This window comes from Moorena sp. SIO2C4 (assembly GCF_010672485.1).
GTDB classification, from domain to species: Bacteria; Cyanobacteriota; Cyanobacteriia; order Cyanobacteriales; family Coleofasciculaceae; genus Moorena; species Moorena producens.
The window spans coordinates 1-20,405 of record NZ_JAAHGN010000033.1 but is presented as its reverse complement, the minus strand read 5'-3'; the positions used below and the strand labels follow the sequence as shown (position 1 = coordinate 20,405).

Sequence of the window (20,405 nt, the reverse complement as noted above, 5' to 3'; positions counted from 1 at the left end):
CGTTTCCATATCGTGCTTTTCTCGTGTGTTTCTCCGCCTGCCCGGCGTGAGGGCGTCTCCGCCTCTCAGGCGTCTCCGGCACGAGCGAGGTTACGAGCTGGTGCTGTCTCCGCCTGCGCGAATTTATCTTAGAAGTTCGCGCATCTCCACCTCTCAGGCGCTCCATATTTTCTCTAAACTGGATAAGCCTACGATCGCTACTTCCATTTGCCAACTCTTCATCGAAAAGGGGTTTGGGGCAGCGCCCCAGGGGGGTTCGGGGGGCAAAGAACCCCCCGGTAGGGGTGTGGGGTGTCCCCACATACAGCTCGCCGATTAGGCGTTTTATTATCTTTATCAATAAAGGCACATATAGAAAAATGGTAAATCCTATCTACCGATCTACTCCATACCCATTTTTAAAATGGGCGGGCGGCAAAACAAGACTATTACCTATATTGCAGAATGAATATATGCCACTATTTACAGACAATAAGATTGAGACATACATAGAACCCTTCGTAGGAGGAGGCGCAGTATTTTTTGATATAATCAAGAAGTTTCATGTAAAAAATATATATTTATCAGATATCAACCCTGAAATTGCGATCGCCTACATGGTAATCAAGACAGAGGTTGAAAAGCTAATAAGCCAGTTGTCAGTAATGAGTGACTACTACCTCTCGTTAAATAAAGACGAGAGGAAGGCATATTATTACGACAGACGTTCTGAATATAATACTTTCGATAAAACGAAGCCCGCTAGTACGTATGATTCCACCTGGGTTAAAAGGGCAGCTCTTACTATTTTCTTGAATAAAACTTGCTTTAACGGACTATATCGCCTCAACAAGAAAAATCATCAGTTCAATGTCCCTATCGGAGACTACAAGCAACCACGTATCTTAGAAGAAAAAAATCTAATTGCCATATCCGAATGCCTTCAAAGCACTAACGTCAAGATTACAAGTGGAGATTTTAGCCATATATTACCATATGTCAATCCAAAGACTTTTATTTATTATGACCCGCCTTACCGTCCAGTGAGCAAGACTTCCAACTTTACAAGTTATTTTTCAGCCTTTAAAGATGAGGATCAACACCGCTTAGCGAAAGTCTTCCGAAAAGCGCACAGAATAGGGGCTTTTCAACTGCTTAGTGCCCCTGATCCCACAGCTTTGACTGAAGATCCATTCTTCGATAATTTGTACTCTGATTTTAATATAAAAAGGGTGATGGCTCCTAGACGCATATCAGCTAAGGGAGAAAGTCGCAAAAAGATAAGGGAACTTGTGGTAACATCATTTGCCTAATCTGGCATTGCATATCTCGCTGGGTCTTAGCCAACGAGATATGCAAGGGATTTGTATACGTTGGCTCATGAGGCTCAGCGCGATCGCTAATTTTCAAATCCAGTTTCTCTAAACCCGCTGAGGCGACCTTGGGAAACGTCCATGTCCGAAGACGAGCCTCAGCGCGATCGCTAATTTTCAAATCCAGTTTCTCTAAACTCGCTGAGGCGACCTTGGGAAATGTCTATATCAGACATAGACATGAGCCTGCCTAATATTCCTTGGTCGGTCTGACATACCACCTTCTTACACCTATTCTCACTAGTTTAGAGAATTTGACTCAAAAAAAAATACCTGGATCTCATGACCCAAGTAAAATATCGATCAGACTCTTGTAGTTGCTAAAGCGATCGCTAAAATTATAGATCAAAGCTTATACCATGTTTCCTTAAGACATTGTTGAATAATTTTATCACCTTCTTTATCTTCGTAATTAGGCGTTAGCCTCGTATTAAATTGTTCATCTATATATTCAGCATCAGATCCTGTAAAATTCTTACAGTCCTTCGGATCATCGCATGGAAATATTGTAAATTTTGTCACTTCGTCATAACTATCTATCTCTCCATTTAGATCAATAAATTCAGTCTCTTCTGTATTTACATCATAATCATATTCGGTATTGTCAAAATAAGCTAAGACTTTGGCTAAAAATCTATTCATTATAAATCTACTCTAGTTTCCACTACTATTTTAGCAGAAAAGCTAAAATTAAGCCATTACAGTGTAATTTTTTTTTGCAAAATAGTTTGGATAATCTGAGTTGCAGGAATTTGATTCGCAACTGCAACTCTGACTTCATTCAGCTTTGATAGCGGAACACTGAAGTTTTTGCTAACCCATCTCCCATAGATTTTTATCTTGACATTGATGGCCCAATAGAAATGGGAATCTTCGACGCGATCACGTTGATCATGAATCAATGGGTAATCAATACTCTGTTTTGTCTGTGTATAGCAGTATAGGTAAGCTTTGCGAGGGATAGTGCAACACAAACTACTAAGTCCATCAGCCACCGGTTGTAAGTAATGGAGTGGGATCCTACTCCACTCCATACCATAGAACCATTTGACGTCAGCATATTGAGCACCATGTGTATCAATAACACGCAACAAAATTCCTGTCAAATCTTTGTACTTAACAATTTTTCCTTTGCCATAGCCATCGAGCTGATAGTAAAGCGATCCTAGCTTGTGGGACTGTGACAGTTCTACCGATAAGCTTCCTTGATCTAATCCTTCCTTTTTGTCGTCGCATGTCGAGAGAGAACTCATCCAACGAGGTGGCAGCCAATCCGGAGGGAACCCATGCAATAACAGCATCCCCTGTATACTCAACTGTGAGCCAGTTTGGATAATTGGCAGTTTCTTCCACCACGTCTCGAATACAGTCGTACCACTCGGACGCCCGAATGCTGCAGAACCTGTCAGCATAGTAGGACAGAGAGAAAAGTCTAACTCGCCTGTAAATTCCTCGGTTTCTATTCGCTTCGCTGCCAATTTGGCAGCACGCAATGATGATCGGATCCAGATTATTGTATCCAAGTTCTGATATTTCATATGTCCAAGTATCATACCCCCGATAGATAAAACCAGATGGCTGTTCAAGTAGCACTATATCTGGCTGAGCCTCTTTCACACATCTTATAAACTCCTTATATAATGAACTTTCTGGATGGTTCAGACCAGTTTTGGTACCACCATCAGTGGTGCCCTTACAAGGGAATCCACCTAAGATTAGATTGATGCCAGGGGAGACATGGAAGTCTCTTATACATGAATCTATAATTTTATGATTAAAATTTCTCCTGAGAACTTCAATCGAGTCAGGATCATTGTCTGTAGATATGAGCCAGTCAAATAATGGCAGCTCATTTGTCTGTCTCAATGCTTGCTGATTTATTTGACTGGCGGCAAAAGGGAATCCTCCAATCCCCTCGAAAAGCCCACATACGGTTATATTCTTACCTGTCATATATTAAGAGGTGATACTTGCCAGATCTGATCTTTATAAAGGATATTCTCAAACCCATTATAGCCAGCAAAGATCAGCTGAGGAGGATGCTGGCCAGGCGTCTTGTCCTCGTGTTGATTGATAGCTTTCAGTATTGACCATAATTCATAATAGTCAATGCCATCGATAAACAATATTCTACTTGGCGTTGAAGCAATATCAATAATCTTGTTTTTGGCAATCTCTACTGACTGATCGCAAAACTGTATATTTTTGAAGAATTCAGCAACGACAAGAGATATATCAGATTGGAATCTTGGCACAGAGAGTCTAGTGAAGCCAAGCTGCTTGCCATACTTCTTGTTAGACGGCCTAAAGCTAGAATTGAAGTGCCACTTGATATTATTGTTAATACACAATTTTTCAAATATCACTCGCGGATATTTGCCTGGCCAACTAACCAATTTCTCGTGAAGAACTACATTTCTTTCTTTGTGGAAATAGTACAAGTATCTGATTCCATCTGCGGAAAACATGAATTTAAAAGCACCATTTTTAATGCCTGAGCTCTCTGGGCATAAGACTTCAGAGCATGCTGATTTTACGCTATTAGGTACTTCTTTTACAAGAAGCTGATCGCCCGTAATCAAGGCAGTTCGGAAAATAGACAGCTTAGTGCTTGGGATCTTTAGGAGCCTTCCCTGATCGGCCAGAGTTCTATGTATTGCGTCGTTGGCAACCATTGAAAATGATTTATAGCCAAGAAAAGGAAGACATCGTATCGTAAATTTAATTAACAAGATAGAAAATCCATGATTGCTGAGTATCTATATTTGGCCATAATGTAGGTCTTGTTGTCCCCAGGACTAGCGCCCCACACTATTTTCAAAGTTGGGTTTACTTGTGTCAATGGTGGGTTGAGCCTATTTCTTAAGTACCAAATCCAATTAACTTCTTTTTGAGTTATTTGTTTGTTTATCAAAGTAGACATCCTAAATGGAGTTGTTGGCAATTTAAAATCAGCTAACGACTCTCGGGTAGGAATATACAACTCAGGAGCATCATTGTCAGGGGTAGAGTAAGTCCCGGGATTTAAATATTTTGGCGTAATGATAAAACGATAGCCGCCAACGTCACTCTCTATCTCCGGACTCTTGATAAGGTTCAAAGTATTCCTCAGGTCATCTTTCATTCTATTCAGCTTAGATTTAGTCGTCCCAACCATGGATAGTTTTATCTGAATCTCGTCCATAGATAAAAGGCTTCCCAAGAAATGGGAGAAAATATCATATTCACAAAATAATATTTTCATAATCTCACGAGCCGCTACAACATCTGGCTCTAAGCCACGTGGATAGTCAGGCTCTTTTTGAGACAGCTGCCACGTTAGCGCACTAATTTCAGACTTCAGCTCCTGGTTCTCAACTCTCATCTGATCGATTTTTTCGTTATAAGCTCTTATAGCTTCTTTTTTATTCTCCTCCAATGTCATTTCTGCCTGGTTCTTTGCCGCCATTAATTGAGCTAGGTTAGATTCTTTAGTTTTAATTACTTTAGCCTTCTCCAGCTCTAGCTCTTTCCAGCTTTCATCTAGCTCTGCTAGCTTCTGATTAAAGATAGCCTCTTGTTTGTTGGCAATAACAGTAAGCCTATGCTTCTCAGCTTTTTTATTAGCATCCATCGCAAGGAGCTCATTCTCCAACTCGACTTCTCTGTTCTCTAGAAGAGCCCTTTTGCGATCGCACTCTTTCCTCAGTTCATCCCTTACATTTTCTACCTCTGTATTCAAAGAGTCTAGCCTACTACGTTGAATCTGCTTTGTTTCCCTGGTAATTTCTGATAACTGAGCCTGCTTAAATTCCTCCAGCTCATCTAACATCTGATCCTCTAACTGCTTTTTCTTGACACTGAGGGCATTTAGCATCTCGGAGTTCAGGAGTTCAGATTTAGCCTCCATCTCAGAAATATCTAAGTTTAGGATTGCGTGGCTACGACCATACATCCAAAGCCATATAAGTCCAGAGGAAAGACCTACGAATGAAGATAATAAAGATTCTATATCTGAGCTAGCAATTAATGATATGCATGCAGATATATTCATTGTTAAAAACAACAATTTTAATCTTTTAGATCTCTTACTAAAGAACGGATTTTCCATGAAACTAGGCTAAATAAAGTTATAGTGATTGCAGCCCAAGTAACAATGTAACTTACCCCTGGTGGTAAATACTTCAAGAGCCTTACTGCTATATTGATGATAAAAAGTAATATTAGAGACATAATAAAAATGGCCTAGCTTAGTACTAGGCCATTAAAATAGGTTAACCAGGCGTCAACGAGGGAGTATCAACGCCTTGAAGTGCTGGGATTTCTAGCGAAAGACCAAGACCCAAAAGATTAGCCTCTTTTACCTGCACCTCACCACTTAGGGATGCCACATCTAAAGTATGGCTTTCAATCTTCAAGTCATAGTAGACTTCACTCAGGCGTAATGATTTTTCATGATAGTTAAGCAGTACCTGACTCTTGCTATTCTTGACAAGAGCAGTGTTATGCTTAATTTTTTTGCCTTCAAGTCTAACTTCTGCTGTTTTAGTATCGACTACTTTGCCAGCTAAGACGGTAGTTTTGTACTTTACCTCCTCGCTTGCGATCATCACATCTAGCCTGGCGGATTGTTTTTTTAACTCAACAATATTGCCCGGCGCATCATAATCCATTGATCTATCTCCTTTGTTCTACTTTGCTGTCGATGTAGTCGTTAAAGATCCTTGCGACGCTAGCTTGCATAACAAAATATGTTAATGATAGCCCTATAGAGATTACCCCAACTATAATTTTGGTAGCAACCTCATGCGAAGAAGCAAGCTTAAGAAGTTTCGGGGGAAGCTTCATGTGCCCCCCATCATCTCCCCCAGCTCTTTATTGCCACGCTCAACTTCGCTTGCAAAGCCTTGGTTCAGCGATTCATTATACATTAACCCTATTGTTCTTCCATTTAGAGCTCCCGCTTTTGCAACAATTCTCTTAAGATTAGCTATGTTTGTAGCCAAGTTTTCAATTCGATGAACACTTAGTTCGTGACGGGAGTCCAGCTCTGAGTCAACTTTTACCGTATCAATTTGGCTGTATCCTTCATATAACTGTATAGAGTTATTCTCGATCTTCAACTCCAACTCTGGATTACTAGCAAGATAATTTTTAATGTACTGCTTCTTGCCAATTTTGTTGTCATTTATGACGAGTACAGGATTACTAGTCTCGTCCCGCAAAAAGAAACATTCGCTTGTAACCAGCTGAGTCTTGCGATCGCACTGCAAAGATATCCTTATGCAGTGTAAAACAAATAATTTCGAGTATTTAGATTTCTCTTTATTGACGTAAAGAAGATTAGAGCGTTCGCGATATATCTCGGAGCAATATTCAAGATATTTCTTCCGAACAGTGCCCTCATTTTTGCCAAGGGTATTGGCTATGTAGGTGCTACCATACCCATTCTCTTGCTCATAGAACTCATTTGCAAAAATGCTAGCAATATGATCATCTGTAAAATCTGACAATAGAGGTGCGACAGTATTATCCGATGGCTCAACATCAGGTAAATAGATGGGAGGGGCTGATAAGACTATCGGGGTCTCATCAGAATTTACATCGTCTAGATTTATTTGTTCCACTTTCTTCATGATTTTAGGATTAAGTACGTCCGATCGTCTATTTTTTGTACGATAAACTTTAGATTAGATCCAAAGCTATAATGAAGCTAATAAGAGCATGTCTTTATATTGGTCGGCTGGCCGACCAATATAATTACCTTAATGTTCAATAATTCCTGTTAAATACCTCCTCCATATTGGTAGACGGCAGCGATCACTTCTTTTTACCCTCCTATCTTAGCAATAACTAGATTATATACTAGATATTTGCAAAAATCAAGTATCTCCTAGATATTTTTTTTGCAAATCACTGTCATAGGCAATATCCGAAAGCGTTAAGCCGATAGACATCAATGTTTTATCCAGATAAATTAATTGCTGCATAGAATACACAGGAGCTTCTAGACCGCTACGGGAATAAACTAAGCAAAAAGCATCTATGATACTTTGAGATAATCTATCATCGTTTAAAGAATCTATCGACCAATGGGAGAGGACTACACTGTTCATCTGTTGAATATCTGAAATAATTAGACCTTTCTTCATAAGCATAGAACCTTTGCTATTATTCCAGCGTTTATGGCAGAAGGCTGAGATGAATGACTGTACTTTATTCATAACTATATAACCAGCTTAAAAACGGGTGCATTAGGGCAGGTAGCTCAGAGTTTGATATGCGGTAAAGACTTTTCCACTGATCATCTGGTAAGTTTTCTAATTTTCCTATGGAAGGAGTCATTATCGCCAAGGTGTCTTTACGTTTCTGGAAAAATACCGAGGCAGCATCATTCAATATATGCTGATCATGATCAGCATATATTGACTTAGTTAATACAAGAGCTGGGGGTGGGAGTGCTTCTGATCTAAATATACTTGGACTGATGAAGCTAAAAAGATGCCTGATTTTAGAAATAGCTTTTCTGCTTGCTATTGAAAGAACAGCTCGATGAACCCGTGGATCGGAGATCAACAATAAAGCTAGGTCTGAGAAACCTGGTTTCAGATCTACTAAGACAACATCTACCCCTAGTGACTTACCAAGAAGGGCTAAAGCGTCTGTCAAGAAAAAGGGATTTGCATAATTTTTCCTTGTCAAACGCTTTAGCTTGACGTCAATTAGTTTATTGTTACCACGAAAAGAAGGTAAGAAATATATTCCATTTACTAGAGAGTCCTTCAGCCTTTCAGCCACTAGATCTATGACTTCTTTTGAACCCGAAGAAAAGTCTTCATGGATTAAGGCAATAAAATCAGCGAGGCAAATTGAGGGGAAAGATAGCCTAGATTGTCGTAACTGGTTAATGCTAGGATCTAGGTTGCCATCGATCAGAAGAACCCTCTTATTGGCGACAGTCAATTCTTTTGCTAATGCTAAGGCATGAGTCGTCTGGCCTACATTGCTTTCAGTCGGATAGAGGGCTGCAACACAAGGCAAGTCGCTTTGAAGAGCGTTTGGCAATTGCAGATTTTCGCCCTGTCGCCAAATAATGGTGGATCTATCCAGGCTTCGGATAAGCCTAGGGATTGGCGGCTCTTCCTCTGTTTCTTGGAAAAAAACCGGTAAGGCTCGCTGATTGTCCTGAATACTTTCAAGAATAATATAAATATCGCCGTATTGGCTGTCAACTTGGAGCCGAGGCTCATAGGCTCCCTGGAGCCATGTTTTGACTGAGCTGTGAGTACCAGGACGAACACCAAGAGTTAATCCATTCCAATAGCTTCTAGCCCAGACTAATCCTTCTGGCCATTTTTCTTGCTTTCGCGATCGCAACAAGACATCTTCTATGTCGAGCCACGTATATAATCGAATGTCTAATGGAATCATGGGTTTCACCAAAGAATAAAGAAGTGTGACAAGATCTATAAATATCTGAAAACTTTTGGTCTATTCTTTTTGATATACACGAAAATTGTAGGATCAATAAAAGGATATAGACCTGACCTTTCATCCCTTAGCTGCACAGCAGCAATGAGTTCTTCGTCTGTGCAGCAATCTATAAAAGGTATCCCCTCTTTCCCCTCCTTGTCTTGAGAATACATTGCCTTAGCCTTGTGGCTCAATGAAGAAACTTCTAGTTCACAACCGGGAATATCCCTTAACATTTCTATTGCGTCTAGGAGTTTTCTAATGCTAACATTCATAGTAGTACCCAGTAAACCTAAGGAACCCATCTTGCACAAGACAAGATGGATTTTTTTTACAAAAATAGAGAAAATAGCCTATAAACTGGAAATAGTATCAGCCAAGCCAATCTTACTCTGAGTTTAAACACATAAGTATTATGGTTAAAGTGATTGTTCTCATGCTTTACCCAATTGCCAAAATTATGGGCACTGCCTTTGTGATAGGTTTTAACCCCATGACACCGCTTACAGAGTGGCACTATATCAAAGAAAGGTAACTCATGGCCAATAACAGTTGCAGTCGGTTTCTGAAAAAGTAATAAGCCTATCATTCTCCGTATACATGACTTACGATAATGCAAGTGATGGGAAACTTCGGCTTTCCGGAAAAAACATAAAGTACAAATCCCAAGCAATTTGCGGTTATTCAATGAAATCAGTGGCCAATTTTTAGCCTTCTGGACATATCTCTTAGAATTATGATTCATAATATCGCTCTAGACAATAACGCCATGCTCTTTCATCATTATTGGCCAACTGGATTATTGGGGGGCGGGTCATATCCTCTTATATACATAGTATTATCATTCGAAAGCTTAGATAATACAGGATATAGATAGAGATAGACCACAGCAATGTCGTAATGATATAATCTGTATCTGAGATTTTCATATATAATAAGGTATTCAGTTCAACTCGCTGAGCAGCAGTAGCTGAGTGGCTAGGGTTAGCTACTGCTTTTTATTCAAAGGCAGCTTTACTCTTGATCGCTGATGATTCGCTTCTCTTCGGCAAGATCAAACTCATAATCTTTCACCTGATCTATGATCTCCTGAATCTGCTGTGGTGTCAAAGAGCCATTATTGAGAATCAGGGAGACATATAGCTTGGCCATGCGATCGCATAATTGCTGCTTGCCTATGCCAAGAAGTGACATGTGGGAGAAAAACAGATGCTCCCACAGACGTGGGAATTTAAAGCTAATATATTTTTCTCCGCGAACTTTGATCCGGACACCCGTGTCATACCCATTAGTCCCATGGGGATAAACTCTTTTGTCATTGTAGCTAATAAACAACTTGTGTACCTCCTTAAGCTCTATATCTCTATTATATATTGTAGAGATAGGAATGTCAAGCGGCGGAACATACTTCCCAATCTAATTTTTAAATTATCGAAAAGCTTAAGCATTTAAACCTTAATCCATATGTTTATCTATATGCTTGTCTATATGTTTATACATTTTCACACAAGCAGTGTGATCTTTTAGTGATCTAGCAGTAATCTTTGTATATAGATCATCACGACAATATGGCGCAATGCATCACGACAATATGGCGCAATGCATCACGACAATATGGCGCAATGCATCACGACAATATGGCGCAATGCATCACGACAATATGGCGCAATGCCAAGCATAAAAACATCGATCGCGTCCATTGCGATCGATGTTTAGTTCGTTCGTTCGGCATCCAACGGTATTAATCTATGTATCCGATATTAGGCTATTCATCCGCCTTTGTGCCTCAACATGACTGATGTCTTGATTGGATAAGTCTAGGAGTATGCGGTCAGACAAAATATTGAATGCTAGGATCCCGTTATCGTCCAATTTCTGATGAACCCTTTTTAATCTTCTGAACATGTCTGGCAGGACGACGCTCTGCGGACTACTCCAGAAACCCTCAAGATTAGTTTTTGCCAGATACTCATTGACAACAAGCAATACCCTTAGTGGATCATAGCTTATTGCTAGATAACGATAATACACTGAAGCCAGACCATGCCTTACAAGCTCAATCTGGAATAAAGTCTGATCTAATAAATATACTTCCGCTATTGATCGATCATACCGATCTATATCTATAGTCTTTATCCTAACTTTTTTATTTAGCAAAGTTCGGAATGCAAAGTCTTTTGCTAAATCGCCGTATCTAAATTGATGTGCATAAATATCGTTTACCGAATTTATACTTTCAATCCTCTGATCTGAGTCTCTACGGGTCTCGGCAGTATCAATGTATGCCAAGCGTATAGTTTTCGAAATACCTTTCCTAGATACGAGGAAGGTATCCCCATCGTACACAAAAACCACCCGCCATTCTTCCAGCCTGCTAAAATCACAAGGGTAGAATGTGGGTAGATTCTCTACTAATAAAGATACGACTTTATGCATTTATATGAATTTTTTTTCCTAGTATCTGCTCAACTATATACAAATAATTTTTATTGCATTCCTGAGCACGGCGAACCTCTTGGACTAAGTTGCGCTTAACCCCATAGCTACGACTCACCCATTTACCTTTCCTAAATATTTTTATATTCAGCCCCCAGTACCAATGATTGATATTATTAATGTCACGATCACTGTCAACTTTTGGATACTCGATAGTCCCCTTTTGCACTTCCCTGAAGATAGTAAATTTGTATAAAGTACCCACCTGTCTACTATAGGCAGGTGGAAAGCATAGAAAAGGTTTTTGATCACAACAACCAATAAATTTAATATCTTTAAGATATTCCCTCTCTAGGTGATCAGCATCGGTCCACTCAGTAGACCACCACCAATTAACATCAACTGAATTATTTTCTGCCTCCCGAACAACAGTACCAATAACATTATTTTTTGTTACGATTTGTCCAATTATTTCCATTTATCTAACTGATCCATAACTTCTGAGCGATGAGCAAATAAGCGTTGAAACTCAAGAAGAATTTCCTTGTTTGCGGATGGACTATGGTGGAAGGGTGAGAAAAGATCTAGGGATTTTGCTTCTGGCCTTATACCTTGATCATAATCTAGATTATGGTTCAAGTCCTTATCCTGATCCTGGCTCTGGTGTTGGCTCCGATCCTGACGGAAGTCATCATTTAGACCCTGCTCCTGACTCTGATCTTGGTTCTGATCTTGGTTCTGAGCCTGATCCTGGGAAGAGACGATAAAATCCTGAAATCCTTGGCACTGCTGGATCTCAGAGAATGGAACATATCTTCTGCCTACCTTGAAGATAGCAGTCCATTCTGGACTATGACCAGCATAATTTACCATAAATCGATAAGCTTTTATATCAACATGTTGTTCGCAGTAGCGTACAAAATCAGGTGGAGGCTGAGGTATATGGTCTATTCCATTGTTTTGGGTGCTAATTATATGTTCATTCTTGCCATTTTCAAGCGAATGCTCATTTTTAGGGTCAGCATTTTTCAGTAGAGAGACAAAATAGCCGGTAATATTTTTAATATCTCGCTCTTGAACCGCCTGTCTTAAGAGATCTATACATATACCACAATTCTTTTTATACTTAACCAGCAAGCCACTAATAGAATTTATATCTACTCCAAGTTTCTCTAAGGCTTTAGATTCTTCTGACATGTCAGGTTTTTGTGCGCTGTTCGGCATATCCAGATCATCGGATAGTGGATGATCTGGGCTGGTTCCGGTATCAGCTGATAGCAGCTCCCTCAGTTTCGTATACAGAACGGTATAATAGTTTACTCTTCTTCGCTTATCAGCATTCAGTTTTTTGACCAGAATAAGCCCCTGTTCTTTCAATAAAGAAATTGCCCGGCAAACAGTTCGTGAGCTAACTCCAATCTTTGCGGCTAGCTGGGAATAAGTCCTATAATAGAACCTTCTACTTATGGTTTTATCGCTGTCCTCATCCCAGTACTCATGTTCTACCCCAACTTCTGATTGGGGATTGTCTATGAGTATTCCATATGTCCAGAAATGAATTTCTTGTAAAATTGCTGCTGCAACACGTGAGTTGAGTAATTCTTCTATCTCTGTGCTGTAGATTACAGGTTGTGAATTAAGAAGGATTTTTTCCATCATTACTATAGGGCTAAAGAATATGTTATAATTATACCTGTGAACTAAAGGATTTTTTGTGTTATAACCAGATAGGATGATGGGTTGCACCCTATTAATTTCTATCTGGACTTTTTTTTAGGCAAAAAGATTATAGCGCACAATAGTGTCAAAAGTAAAGCAGATAAAGCTAAATTTTCAGGTTTTGGCCTTAGCTATAGAGAAGTCGCAAATGTAGCAGTCTTTTCGAGGATGAACAAGATGCAGAAAAAAACAGCGAAAAAAAATCAACTAGTAAAAGTTGATTATGTTAATTTAGGTATAAATAAATCTTTGATATTTGAGTGGATAGGATCTAAAGACACACAAAGTGAGGTAAAGCATATAAAGCGGTTCTATAGCGGGAACCCGATATTATTCTTTTGTGAGGATCGCTTCGTAAGCAAAAATCTTTATCTTCACCCTGAATTAGTGGAAAGCTTTAAGAAAAAAGTAAACACCTAGATTTTTATCCATGAAGTATAGATAATGGTATCATCAAGCTGACGCATTAATGAGGCTAGATTTCCACAAAATCATTAACAAGCCGTTCAACTTATCAGGAGCTGATAGCCTATTCCCCTGTTCTGTGCATATCCTGCGCGAAATTCACCCCACACTCATCCTTCGGATTGAGGTGTGGGGCTTTCTTTTAAGGCCAACTAAATTTCACCCTAGCCATTGACTGCAATCAGATAGCGGAGCTCACTATAATTTTGGCTATATCCAACTCTACTATCTCTAGTATATATGATAGAGATATAAAAGTTAAGAAAAAACCAGGTGTGCTTTACTCTTGGGAGTAGCCTTCTCCTATGGCCATCATAAAGCAGATTTGGAAGCAAAGGCGGATCTGAAAGTACCGATTGGAATATCATTTCACAGTGCGATCGCATTCGAGATAATGACTAGCTCATTCATCAGAAGGATGATTAGAAACTGTAGAATCGTAATCGATTAATATATCTGAGATACTTTCCTCCTGGTATTTCAGATATATGTTTTTGCTTATATGGATTACATCATTATTTATTAGAACCTTAGCCTCACATAGCTTGTGATTCACATATGTGCCATTTAATGATTTGTTTTCCAGGATCCACCTATTACTAATCTTAATTATGTCTAAATGATGCTTGCTTGTATATTTATTTCCAACTTTTATCAGAGATGAGCAAGGAGCGTATTGGGGGTTTCTACCTATAGAGACTCTACTGCCATTCAGGATTATAGTATTTTTGAATTTAGCATCTTCGAAAATAATCAATTTAGAAATAGTGCTATCAACTCTAATCTTCACAACATCTAATATGGCTTTTTTAATCTTAGCAAAATCTTTCTCTTGATCATTCTCTAAGACCACTCCTTGAATTGACTGGAGTATTTCATGTTGGCCTATATCTACACATTCCCCTATCACTGGAATGACTGGCTTGCTATTGCTTATGGCATTTAATAACTCCAGTTCACAATAAATGCTTTTCATGGAACTATCTGATGCAATATATAAGAAAACATCATTATTTCTAATCGCATCAACAAGCTCTATCTTCCAAGTAGTTCCAGGAATAATACTTTTATCTACCCAAAAAGTTATCTCAGGAAGAGAGCTAATTAGTTCTTCTACAAAAATACTTGACTCTCTTCTGCTGTAACTTATAAAGCAAGTTACAAGTTTCTTGTTCATGTTTTAAACAATTATTTCTAGATCAGTAACTTCGATCCAATTTCTCTCTGCAAGATTGGAAAGAAGCTTAAGGAAAAATTGGAATGAGATTAACTGTTGACTATTAATAGCCTTATTAGAGAGAGCTAAGTTATATGGATTAATGGCCATACCCCTTTCGTCGTCTCCAGGCGGAGCCATGTTATAAAGTTCCCAATGCCATAACTGCAAATCGTCAAGTAATTTTTCGTTAGACACATAAGACTCATTGTTGTTGAACAATGGAGGATGAATTACGATGTTAAAGTTTGATTGCTTTAAACTACATAATTGCTTCCTTTCAAATACTTTTAAGTCTTTTGTAAACTTATCAAGATTAATGCTATAGTCTTTTAGACTCTGGCCTTTGATATTACCTGAATCGGAAATCATGCACATTACAAGAAAATGATACTGCTGATCAGACAATATCTTTTCGTTACGTAAATAAGTTAGCTCTGATATAGAAATATTTTTGCCAGACAAAGGAGGCATAATATACGTAATCCTATTTAAAGTAATTCTCAGTATCCCAGCAGACTGAATTTCATCGTCCTGAATATATAACCGACTAATATTCTTGATAAGAGAATTCTCTATAAACTCTAGATCAGTGTAACCACTTCCAGCTAATTGAGATTTATTTATATCGTAATAAGTGCTACTGCCAAAATTTCTTATGGTATGTACTAGCGCAGTCTCTTTTGTTATTAATTTTCTGTCTAGCAAGTTTGGGATTGTTCCCAAAGAAATTGGGTCAAATTGATTTGAAAATTTTACTCTAAAGCTGTCGTAACTTAGACCTGTTAAGAGCCCTAGATTATTTAATTCTCGAAAATATTTTAGTTGAATACCTTCACTTATCTCATATTTATCATCTATCTCAACGAAAGTTTCTAAAGCAGAACTCTGCACAGAGACAGTGTGGGTTGTTTCAGTGTCAGTTGATGTACCCCTCTGCCTTAACAATAAATAATAGAATCCTGCATTTATAGGCAACTTTGACAGCTCCTGAAGCAAGTCAGTAGTTATAATAAAATTTTGATCGTCAGCATTAACGTTTGGTATTGACATAGTTTTTCTCAAACACTCAATAATATTATACCCAATGAGCATTGACTCATTGGGTAGTGAATACACGGATTAGATATATCTGAAGAAGACGACAAGTTAAGAGTGGACAGTCTGCAACCAAGTCAAAGTAAGGTTTGGAATAGTAAGACTAAAGTTTTCTTTACTCTTTGTAGAGATATGAATAATCTCTTTGATAAAGACATCTTGGCTGATACCCCAACCACCTACACTAGTTGGTGTGGAAAAATCCGCAGGATTCACTGTTTGGACTAAACTTGACTTAGTTGGATCTGTTTCTTGTTTCTTGAAAAAGATTGCCGCAAAAGTTATTTGTGTATAATCATCTATGATAACTTTACGCATCTGGTCTTTGACTTGTTCCTCCGTCTGCGTATATACTGGCTCTGTCACCCAGTTTAGTTGTATTGAGGGGATAGAGAAAGTGAAAGGCGATGGAGTCATCTTGCTCAAGGTCAGTATCTGATTAAGCAATGTGTCATCGGTGATATTCCAATTGGTCAAATAGTTGGCAGAGTTCACTGATTGAACATTGGAAGTTGCGTCTTTCTCAGTAAGCAGAGCCAGATAAGTCTTTATTTTGTCTGATTGTTTATTCAAGATTGTTTGAATATTAGTTCTACTCAAAATCAAAGGATCAGGCATTTTACTTTAAATCTAATCTAGTTTACAGCTACATGATAGTGCATCAATGGAAGGATTAACAACTTGACCACAATATTCACGAAGAAAATCAACCAGATTAGTGAGTCAATTTTATTATTTTAGAGAATAGCACCATGAGGCGGAAAATGCAAGTCAGGATAAAATCAAGAAATTTGCAGGTAATTATAGCTAGAATGATTTTGGTATTCTCTAAAAAAAAAAGATGCCGTAAGGGCAAAAGACAAGATTTATAGGTTATAACTGGCTTTCAGATGCATTTCATGCAAGGCAAAGAGGATTTGGTTAAATGACAATTCAAGAAATCTTAACACATGTAGACAAATATGACATCCCGATGCTAATCCCAGAGCTTCAATCTATTGGGATAGATGAGCCACATTGCAAATGGCCTGGAACAATAAAAAGACGAGGTAGAGCTAAGAGCTTTAACTTTTACACAGAATATATCAACTGCTCAAGTCTACTAAGGAAGCCGTCAAAGCTTACAGCATTAAAGCCTCTGTCATGTGGCGAAATATATATAGACACAGCAGATAAGCCCCTAGCCTACATAATTGGATATGTCTATGCAAAACGCTGGCTAAGTAGGTACCTACAAGAAAAGAGGATAAGAATCTGGGTAGATATGCATTGGCCAACTAATCAATCTAAATATCACCTGCTAGGGGTTCCGTATGGATGGAAATCTTTTTCCATTTCTGCTGAAGCAGATCTAGGGTATATTGACAAACAGTACAACCTAGCAAAGATACATGCTAGAAGTGATGATATCTCTTTCCTAGTTATAGATAACGCAAATAGCCCTGCTATGCAAACAGAATGCCAGAATAGATCATGGCTGTATATGCGATCGCAATAGCTTAAAGAATGTCAGGGATAAAGCCAGGAATAGTGCAACGCATTGTTTTTGTTGCCTTAGGCTTATTAAGAAGAAATTTGATCACAGATTTAATATGGGAGATTCTTGCTAGGAGTACAGCAATTTCTATTTTCCTACCAAGAGCATTAACAGCCTCGTGATAAGCTGTCGATGAAGGTCTTCCTAGATGCTTGCTTTTCAGCATCTTTGGATCACCGATATGGCAAAGAAATTTCTTGCGTGAAACCAATCTATAGTAGCAGTGCTGATTGTCGTTACCTTTCTTGTAGACTTGGATTGTGACTCCGTCAGGAAGAATCCATTTACGGCTTAGTTTATTTATCCTTTTTTTTAGAGTTTTTGTTAATCTATATAGAGCTTGAACCGTATATTCAGAATATAGATTTACAGGCGGTAAAATAGGCTCATAAGATTTATCTATCAAAAATATACCTTGGCCAATGCTTTCAGGGTGATACCCCGAAACCGCCATGATATAAGATGATGCTTCCTCTTGTGAAAACGATTTCGTAAAACTTCCAAATGTCTTATTGATAATTCCATCCATATATTTACAATGGTATTTAGACATATATTGTTCATTATGCTTTCCATGCAGAAGAGCTACTATCAGGAAATCGCTTGCTAATGATAAAGCATCCAGTAATACATGATCCCTCTCTGGTAAATTTTCTATTACCGAGATTACATAGTTTAAGAACACCAACGAAGAAGGTACTAACTCTTGATCTGGGAAATAATATGGATCATACCTATTGACATTCAGATATCCCATATCTTTGAGTAAATCCATATCAGTGCCATATCCGCAACCATAATCAAATATTGACATGGATTTGGTAAGAATACCCTTTTCTATAGCCATAAGGACAGGTCGAGACATCTTTTTTCTGTGTAATGCTGATCTATGTCGAAGTATTGACATTAGATGATAATATAGTACTACTGTTGACATTATAAAGATGAATATCAAGATATTACCAAAATATAGATACAATGCGGTACATAAGCCCAACCAATTAATTTATGGGACAGGCAAGACAGCAATAGTTACAGGATGGACAGTTAAAGATGCCATCGCGAAAAAGCTAGATTCTTCTGAGTTCGCTGTAATAGGACAATTATATAGTCCCACACGAGGGATAAATCTCCTGATCCGTAACTTATTAAATAATCCATATGTCCGATGCTTGATAATCTTAGATTCTACCAAGGAGGATCATAACGCTGGAGGTGGAACTTGTCTAATGGATTTCTTTCGACATGGGGTTAAGGAGGGAGTTAGTGAGACTGGCCGCCCATGCTGGATAATTTGTTCTTCAATAAAAGGTTACATTGATATCGATATTCCATTGATTATTTTAGAGCAACTAAGAAATGCTGTCTTTGCACAAAAGACTAATTCAATTGACAAAGCTATCCAGTTAATCAAATCTTGTAAAGATATAGAGTTAGGAACATGGGGACCTCCATTCATAACTTCTATAAACACTAGTCAACCAAATTATATTAATACAAGGCCAGGATCACGCTATGGGCATCGTCTCGAAGGCAAGACGATTTCTGCTACATGGATCAAGATAATTCATCATATTAGGACCATCGGGACAATCCGACCTACAGGTTATGATGGGCAGTGGCAAGAGCTGATTGACTTGGTGGCAGTAGTAACGGAAGAACCTCCTGAATTTTACTTCCCTCAGCCCAATTATCTACCATGCGATCGCGACTTTATCCAAAAATACATTCATCAAATCTTGGACGATGCACCCGTAGTAGAAGGCGTAAAATATACCTATGGTCAGCGTCTACGTTCTTGGTTTAAGCGGGATCAAATTGAGCAAGTCATCACTAAACTCATTGGTGAGATTGATGCTGCGAGTGCAGTGATGTCCCTATGGGATGTCAAAGACCATGAGAAGGGGGGCAGTCCTTGCCTAAATCACATCTGGTTAAGAGTTGTAGATAATGAATTGTCGTTAACTGCCACCTTGAGAAGCAATGACATGTTTAGTGCGTGGCCAGCTAATGCCTTTGGGCTTAGAGCGCTACAGCAGTATATCAAAGAGCAGATTAGCGATCGCGCAGGAGTCCCATTGAACATGGGACCATTGATCACCATAAGTCAAAGTGCCCATATCTATGACGACTGCTATGACTATGCTGACAGAATTATTCAAGACCAATATCAAAAGCTTATTAATTCAGAACATACACAATATGCTGACCCCATTGGTAATTTTCTAGTTGAGACCGAAGGCTCGGATATTGTAGTAAAGCAAACGACTCCCGGCAGTGGGGAAATAATCGGTATTTATCGTGATAAAAATATTGTAAATTTGGGCAGAAAGATTTGTAGTGACAATATATCAATACAACCTAGCCATGCGGTATATTTAGGTATGCAAATACAGAAAGCAAAATATTCACTTGTCAATAACGAAACTTTTCTACAATCATAAGTTAGGTTCAATAGCACTTTTAAGTTAATGCGAACAGGAAACGTCCATATCTATGTCTGATATGGACGTTTCTCAAGGTCACTTCAACGGGTTTAGAGAAATTGGACTTGAAAATTAGCGATCGCGCTGAGGCTTGCCTTCAGATAAAAATTCCCATTCGAATGACTTATCCATATAATGGCGATATTTCTGTGACCATACCAAAATCAAATATTGCGAAATATTATCTGCTTTATCATCCTCTAACATTTGCTTATAATTATTTATCAGATTATTGGCTTCTCCAAACCATAGTATGACTTTATTGGAGTATAAAAGTAAAGGATTTGGTTCTGGTTCTTCATTAGACTCTAAAGACATAATCAAACAACGAATCGATTCAAGCTCATCATATAAATCACTCTGGATAATAATCTTAAATGAGAATCGTTGATCTATCTTATGTAATATTTCTTCTGTTTTCATTTTAGGTATAGATAATAAAACGTCTGATCATAGGCTTATCCAGTTTAGAGAAAATATGGAGCGCCTGAGAGGCGGAGATGCGCGAACTTCTAAAATAAATTCGCGCAGGCGGAGACAGCACCAGCTCGTAACCTCGCTCGTGCCGGAGACGCCTGAGAGGCGGAGACGCCCTCACGCCGGGCAGGCGGAGAAACACACGAGAAAAGCACGATATGGAAACG

The 20,405-nt window shown here is 38.6% G+C and carries 23 protein-coding genes and 1 pseudogene; 5 read left to right on the top strand and 19 right to left on the bottom strand.

The genetic code is table 11. The annotated features are described in order from the left end of the window. Window positions 1–359 precede the first annotated feature (359 nt). Entirely contained in the window at window positions 360–1,292 is a 933-nt protein-coding gene (locus F6K20_RS03745) for a DNA adenine methylase (RefSeq protein WP_287293807.1), read from the top strand. A gap of 405 nt (window positions 1,293–1,697) precedes the next feature. Here F6K20_RS03745 and F6K20_RS03740 read toward each other — a convergent pair whose 3' ends face one another. From F6K20_RS03740 to F6K20_RS03695, 11 genes and pseudogenes are all read right to left on the bottom strand, one after another. Then, complete coding sequence (locus F6K20_RS03740; RefSeq protein WP_287293805.1) at window positions 1,698–1,994, bottom strand: hypothetical protein; 297 nt, start codon at window positions 1,992–1,994, stop codon at window positions 1,698–1,700. A 56-nt stretch (window positions 1,995–2,050) separates the two neighbouring features. Next, window positions 2,051–2,845: a hypothetical protein gene (locus F6K20_RS03735; RefSeq protein WP_287293803.1), complete on the bottom strand. Its 795-nt coding sequence runs from the start codon at window positions 2,843–2,845 to the stop codon at window positions 2,051–2,053. Window positions 2,846–2,855: 10 nt separating this feature from the next. Next, window positions 2,856–3,305 (bottom strand): annotated as a pseudogene (locus tag F6K20_RS39800) (DNA cytosine methyltransferase); the annotation flags it as partial. Further along, the gene (locus F6K20_RS03730; RefSeq protein ID WP_287293800.1) at window positions 3,302–3,934 is read right to left on the bottom strand and encodes a hypothetical protein; all 633 of its coding nucleotides are present in this window, start codon (window positions 3,932–3,934) and stop codon (window positions 3,302–3,304) included. The pseudogene F6K20_RS39800 and the gene F6K20_RS03730, both read right to left, overlap by 4 nt. Window positions 3,935–4,077: 143 nt before the next feature. Further along, a complete protein-coding gene (locus F6K20_RS03725) occupies window positions 4,078–5,442 on the bottom strand; it encodes a hypothetical protein (protein WP_287293797.1) in 1,365 nt (454 codons plus the stop codon). Between the two features lie 163 nt (window positions 5,443–5,605). Continuing rightward, window positions 5,606–6,004: a hypothetical protein gene (locus F6K20_RS03720; RefSeq protein ID WP_287293795.1), complete on the bottom strand. Its 399-nt coding sequence runs from the start codon at window positions 6,002–6,004 to the stop codon at window positions 5,606–5,608. Window positions 6,005–6,175: 171 nt separating this feature from the next. Then, entirely contained in the window at window positions 6,176–6,967 is a 792-nt protein-coding gene (locus F6K20_RS03715; RefSeq protein WP_287293793.1) for a hypothetical protein, read from the bottom strand. Window positions 6,968–7,213: 246 nt separating this feature from the next. Beyond that, window positions 7,214–7,555: a hypothetical protein gene (locus tag F6K20_RS03710; protein ID WP_287293791.1), complete on the bottom strand. Its 342-nt coding sequence runs from the start codon at window positions 7,553–7,555 to the stop codon at window positions 7,214–7,216. After that, the gene (locus tag F6K20_RS03705) at window positions 7,548–8,762 is read right to left on the bottom strand and encodes a hypothetical protein (protein ID WP_287293789.1); all 1,215 of its coding nucleotides are present in this window, start codon (window positions 8,760–8,762) and stop codon (window positions 7,548–7,550) included. The genes F6K20_RS03710 and F6K20_RS03705 overlap by 8 nt, the downstream gene beginning before the upstream one ends. Window positions 8,763–8,797: 35 nt before the next feature. After that, a complete protein-coding gene (locus F6K20_RS03700; RefSeq protein ID WP_287293787.1) occupies window positions 8,798–9,079 on the bottom strand; it encodes a hypothetical protein in 282 nt (93 codons plus the stop codon). Between the two features lie 739 nt (window positions 9,080–9,818). Further along, entirely contained in the window at window positions 9,819–10,139 is a 321-nt protein-coding gene (locus F6K20_RS03695) for a hypothetical protein (RefSeq protein WP_287293785.1), read from the bottom strand. A gap of 287 nt (window positions 10,140–10,426) precedes the next feature. Between F6K20_RS03695 and F6K20_RS03690 the strand changes: the two genes are divergently transcribed. Then, a complete protein-coding gene (locus tag F6K20_RS03690; protein WP_287293783.1) occupies window positions 10,427–10,549 on the top strand; it encodes a hypothetical protein in 123 nt (40 codons plus the stop codon). Window position 10,550: 1 nt separating this feature from the next. On the opposite strand, the gene F6K20_RS03685 is transcribed toward F6K20_RS03690, so the two are convergent. From F6K20_RS03685 to F6K20_RS03675, 3 genes are read right to left on the bottom strand one after another with little or no spacing between them, the layout of a single operon-like run. Then, window positions 10,551–11,240: a thermonuclease family protein gene (locus tag F6K20_RS03685; protein ID WP_287293780.1), complete on the bottom strand. Its 690-nt coding sequence runs from the start codon at window positions 11,238–11,240 to the stop codon at window positions 10,551–10,553. After that, window positions 11,233–11,718, bottom strand: a complete 486-nt coding sequence (locus tag F6K20_RS03680; RefSeq protein WP_287293777.1) for a hypothetical protein — start codon at window positions 11,716–11,718, stop codon at window positions 11,233–11,235. Before F6K20_RS03680 ends, F6K20_RS03685 begins: the two co-directional genes overlap by 8 nt. Then, entirely contained in the window at window positions 11,709–12,899 is a 1,191-nt protein-coding gene (locus F6K20_RS03675; RefSeq protein ID WP_287293775.1) for a MarR family transcriptional regulator, read from the bottom strand. The genes F6K20_RS03680 and F6K20_RS03675 overlap by 10 nt, the downstream gene beginning before the upstream one ends. Window positions 12,900–12,980: 81 nt before the next feature. Here F6K20_RS03675 and F6K20_RS03670 point away from each other — a divergent pair, with 81 nt between their 5' ends. Then, window positions 12,981–13,379, top strand: coding sequence for a hypothetical protein (locus tag F6K20_RS03670; protein ID WP_287293774.1), 399 nt, complete (start codon window positions 12,981–12,983; stop codon window positions 13,377–13,379). 448 nt (window positions 13,380–13,827) lie between these two features. Here the strand turns inward: F6K20_RS03670 and F6K20_RS03665 are convergent, their stop codons facing one another. The 3 genes from F6K20_RS03665 to F6K20_RS03655 form a co-directional block, all read right to left on the bottom strand. Then, window positions 13,828–14,601, bottom strand: coding sequence for a TIR domain-containing protein (locus F6K20_RS03665; RefSeq protein WP_287293771.1), 774 nt, complete (start codon window positions 14,599–14,601; stop codon window positions 13,828–13,830). A 3-nt stretch (window positions 14,602–14,604) separates the two neighbouring features. After that, window positions 14,605–15,693 carry a hypothetical protein gene (locus F6K20_RS03660; RefSeq protein WP_287293768.1) on the bottom strand — a complete coding sequence of 363 codons (1,089 nt, stop codon included), beginning with the start codon at window positions 15,691–15,693 and terminating at the stop codon, window positions 14,605–14,607. 96 nt (window positions 15,694–15,789) lie between these two features. After that, window positions 15,790–16,356: a hypothetical protein gene (locus tag F6K20_RS03655; protein WP_287293765.1), complete on the bottom strand. Its 567-nt coding sequence runs from the start codon at window positions 16,354–16,356 to the stop codon at window positions 15,790–15,792. Window positions 16,357–16,663: 307 nt separating this feature from the next. Between F6K20_RS03655 and F6K20_RS03650 the strand changes: the two genes are divergently transcribed. Continuing rightward, entirely contained in the window at window positions 16,664–17,236 is a 573-nt protein-coding gene (locus F6K20_RS03650) for a DUF4417 domain-containing protein (RefSeq protein ID WP_287293762.1), read from the top strand. 1 nt (window position 17,237) lies between these two features. On the opposite strand, the gene F6K20_RS03645 is transcribed toward F6K20_RS03650, so the two are convergent. Further along, window positions 17,238–18,140 (bottom strand): class I SAM-dependent methyltransferase, encoded by a 903-nt coding sequence (locus F6K20_RS03645; RefSeq protein WP_287293759.1) that lies wholly within the window; start codon window positions 18,138–18,140, stop codon window positions 17,238–17,240. Window positions 18,141–18,219: 79 nt separating this feature from the next. On the opposite strand from F6K20_RS03645, the gene F6K20_RS03640 reads away from it, so the two are divergent. Further along, a complete protein-coding gene (locus F6K20_RS03640) occupies window positions 18,220–19,719 on the top strand; it encodes a thymidylate synthase (RefSeq protein ID WP_287293757.1) in 1,500 nt (499 codons plus the stop codon). Between the two features lie 114 nt (window positions 19,720–19,833). Here the strand turns inward: F6K20_RS03640 and F6K20_RS03635 are convergent, their stop codons facing one another. After that, the gene (locus F6K20_RS03635; protein WP_287293755.1) at window positions 19,834–20,184 is read right to left on the bottom strand and encodes a hypothetical protein; all 351 of its coding nucleotides are present in this window, start codon (window positions 20,182–20,184) and stop codon (window positions 19,834–19,836) included. Window positions 20,185–20,405 lie beyond the last annotated feature (221 nt).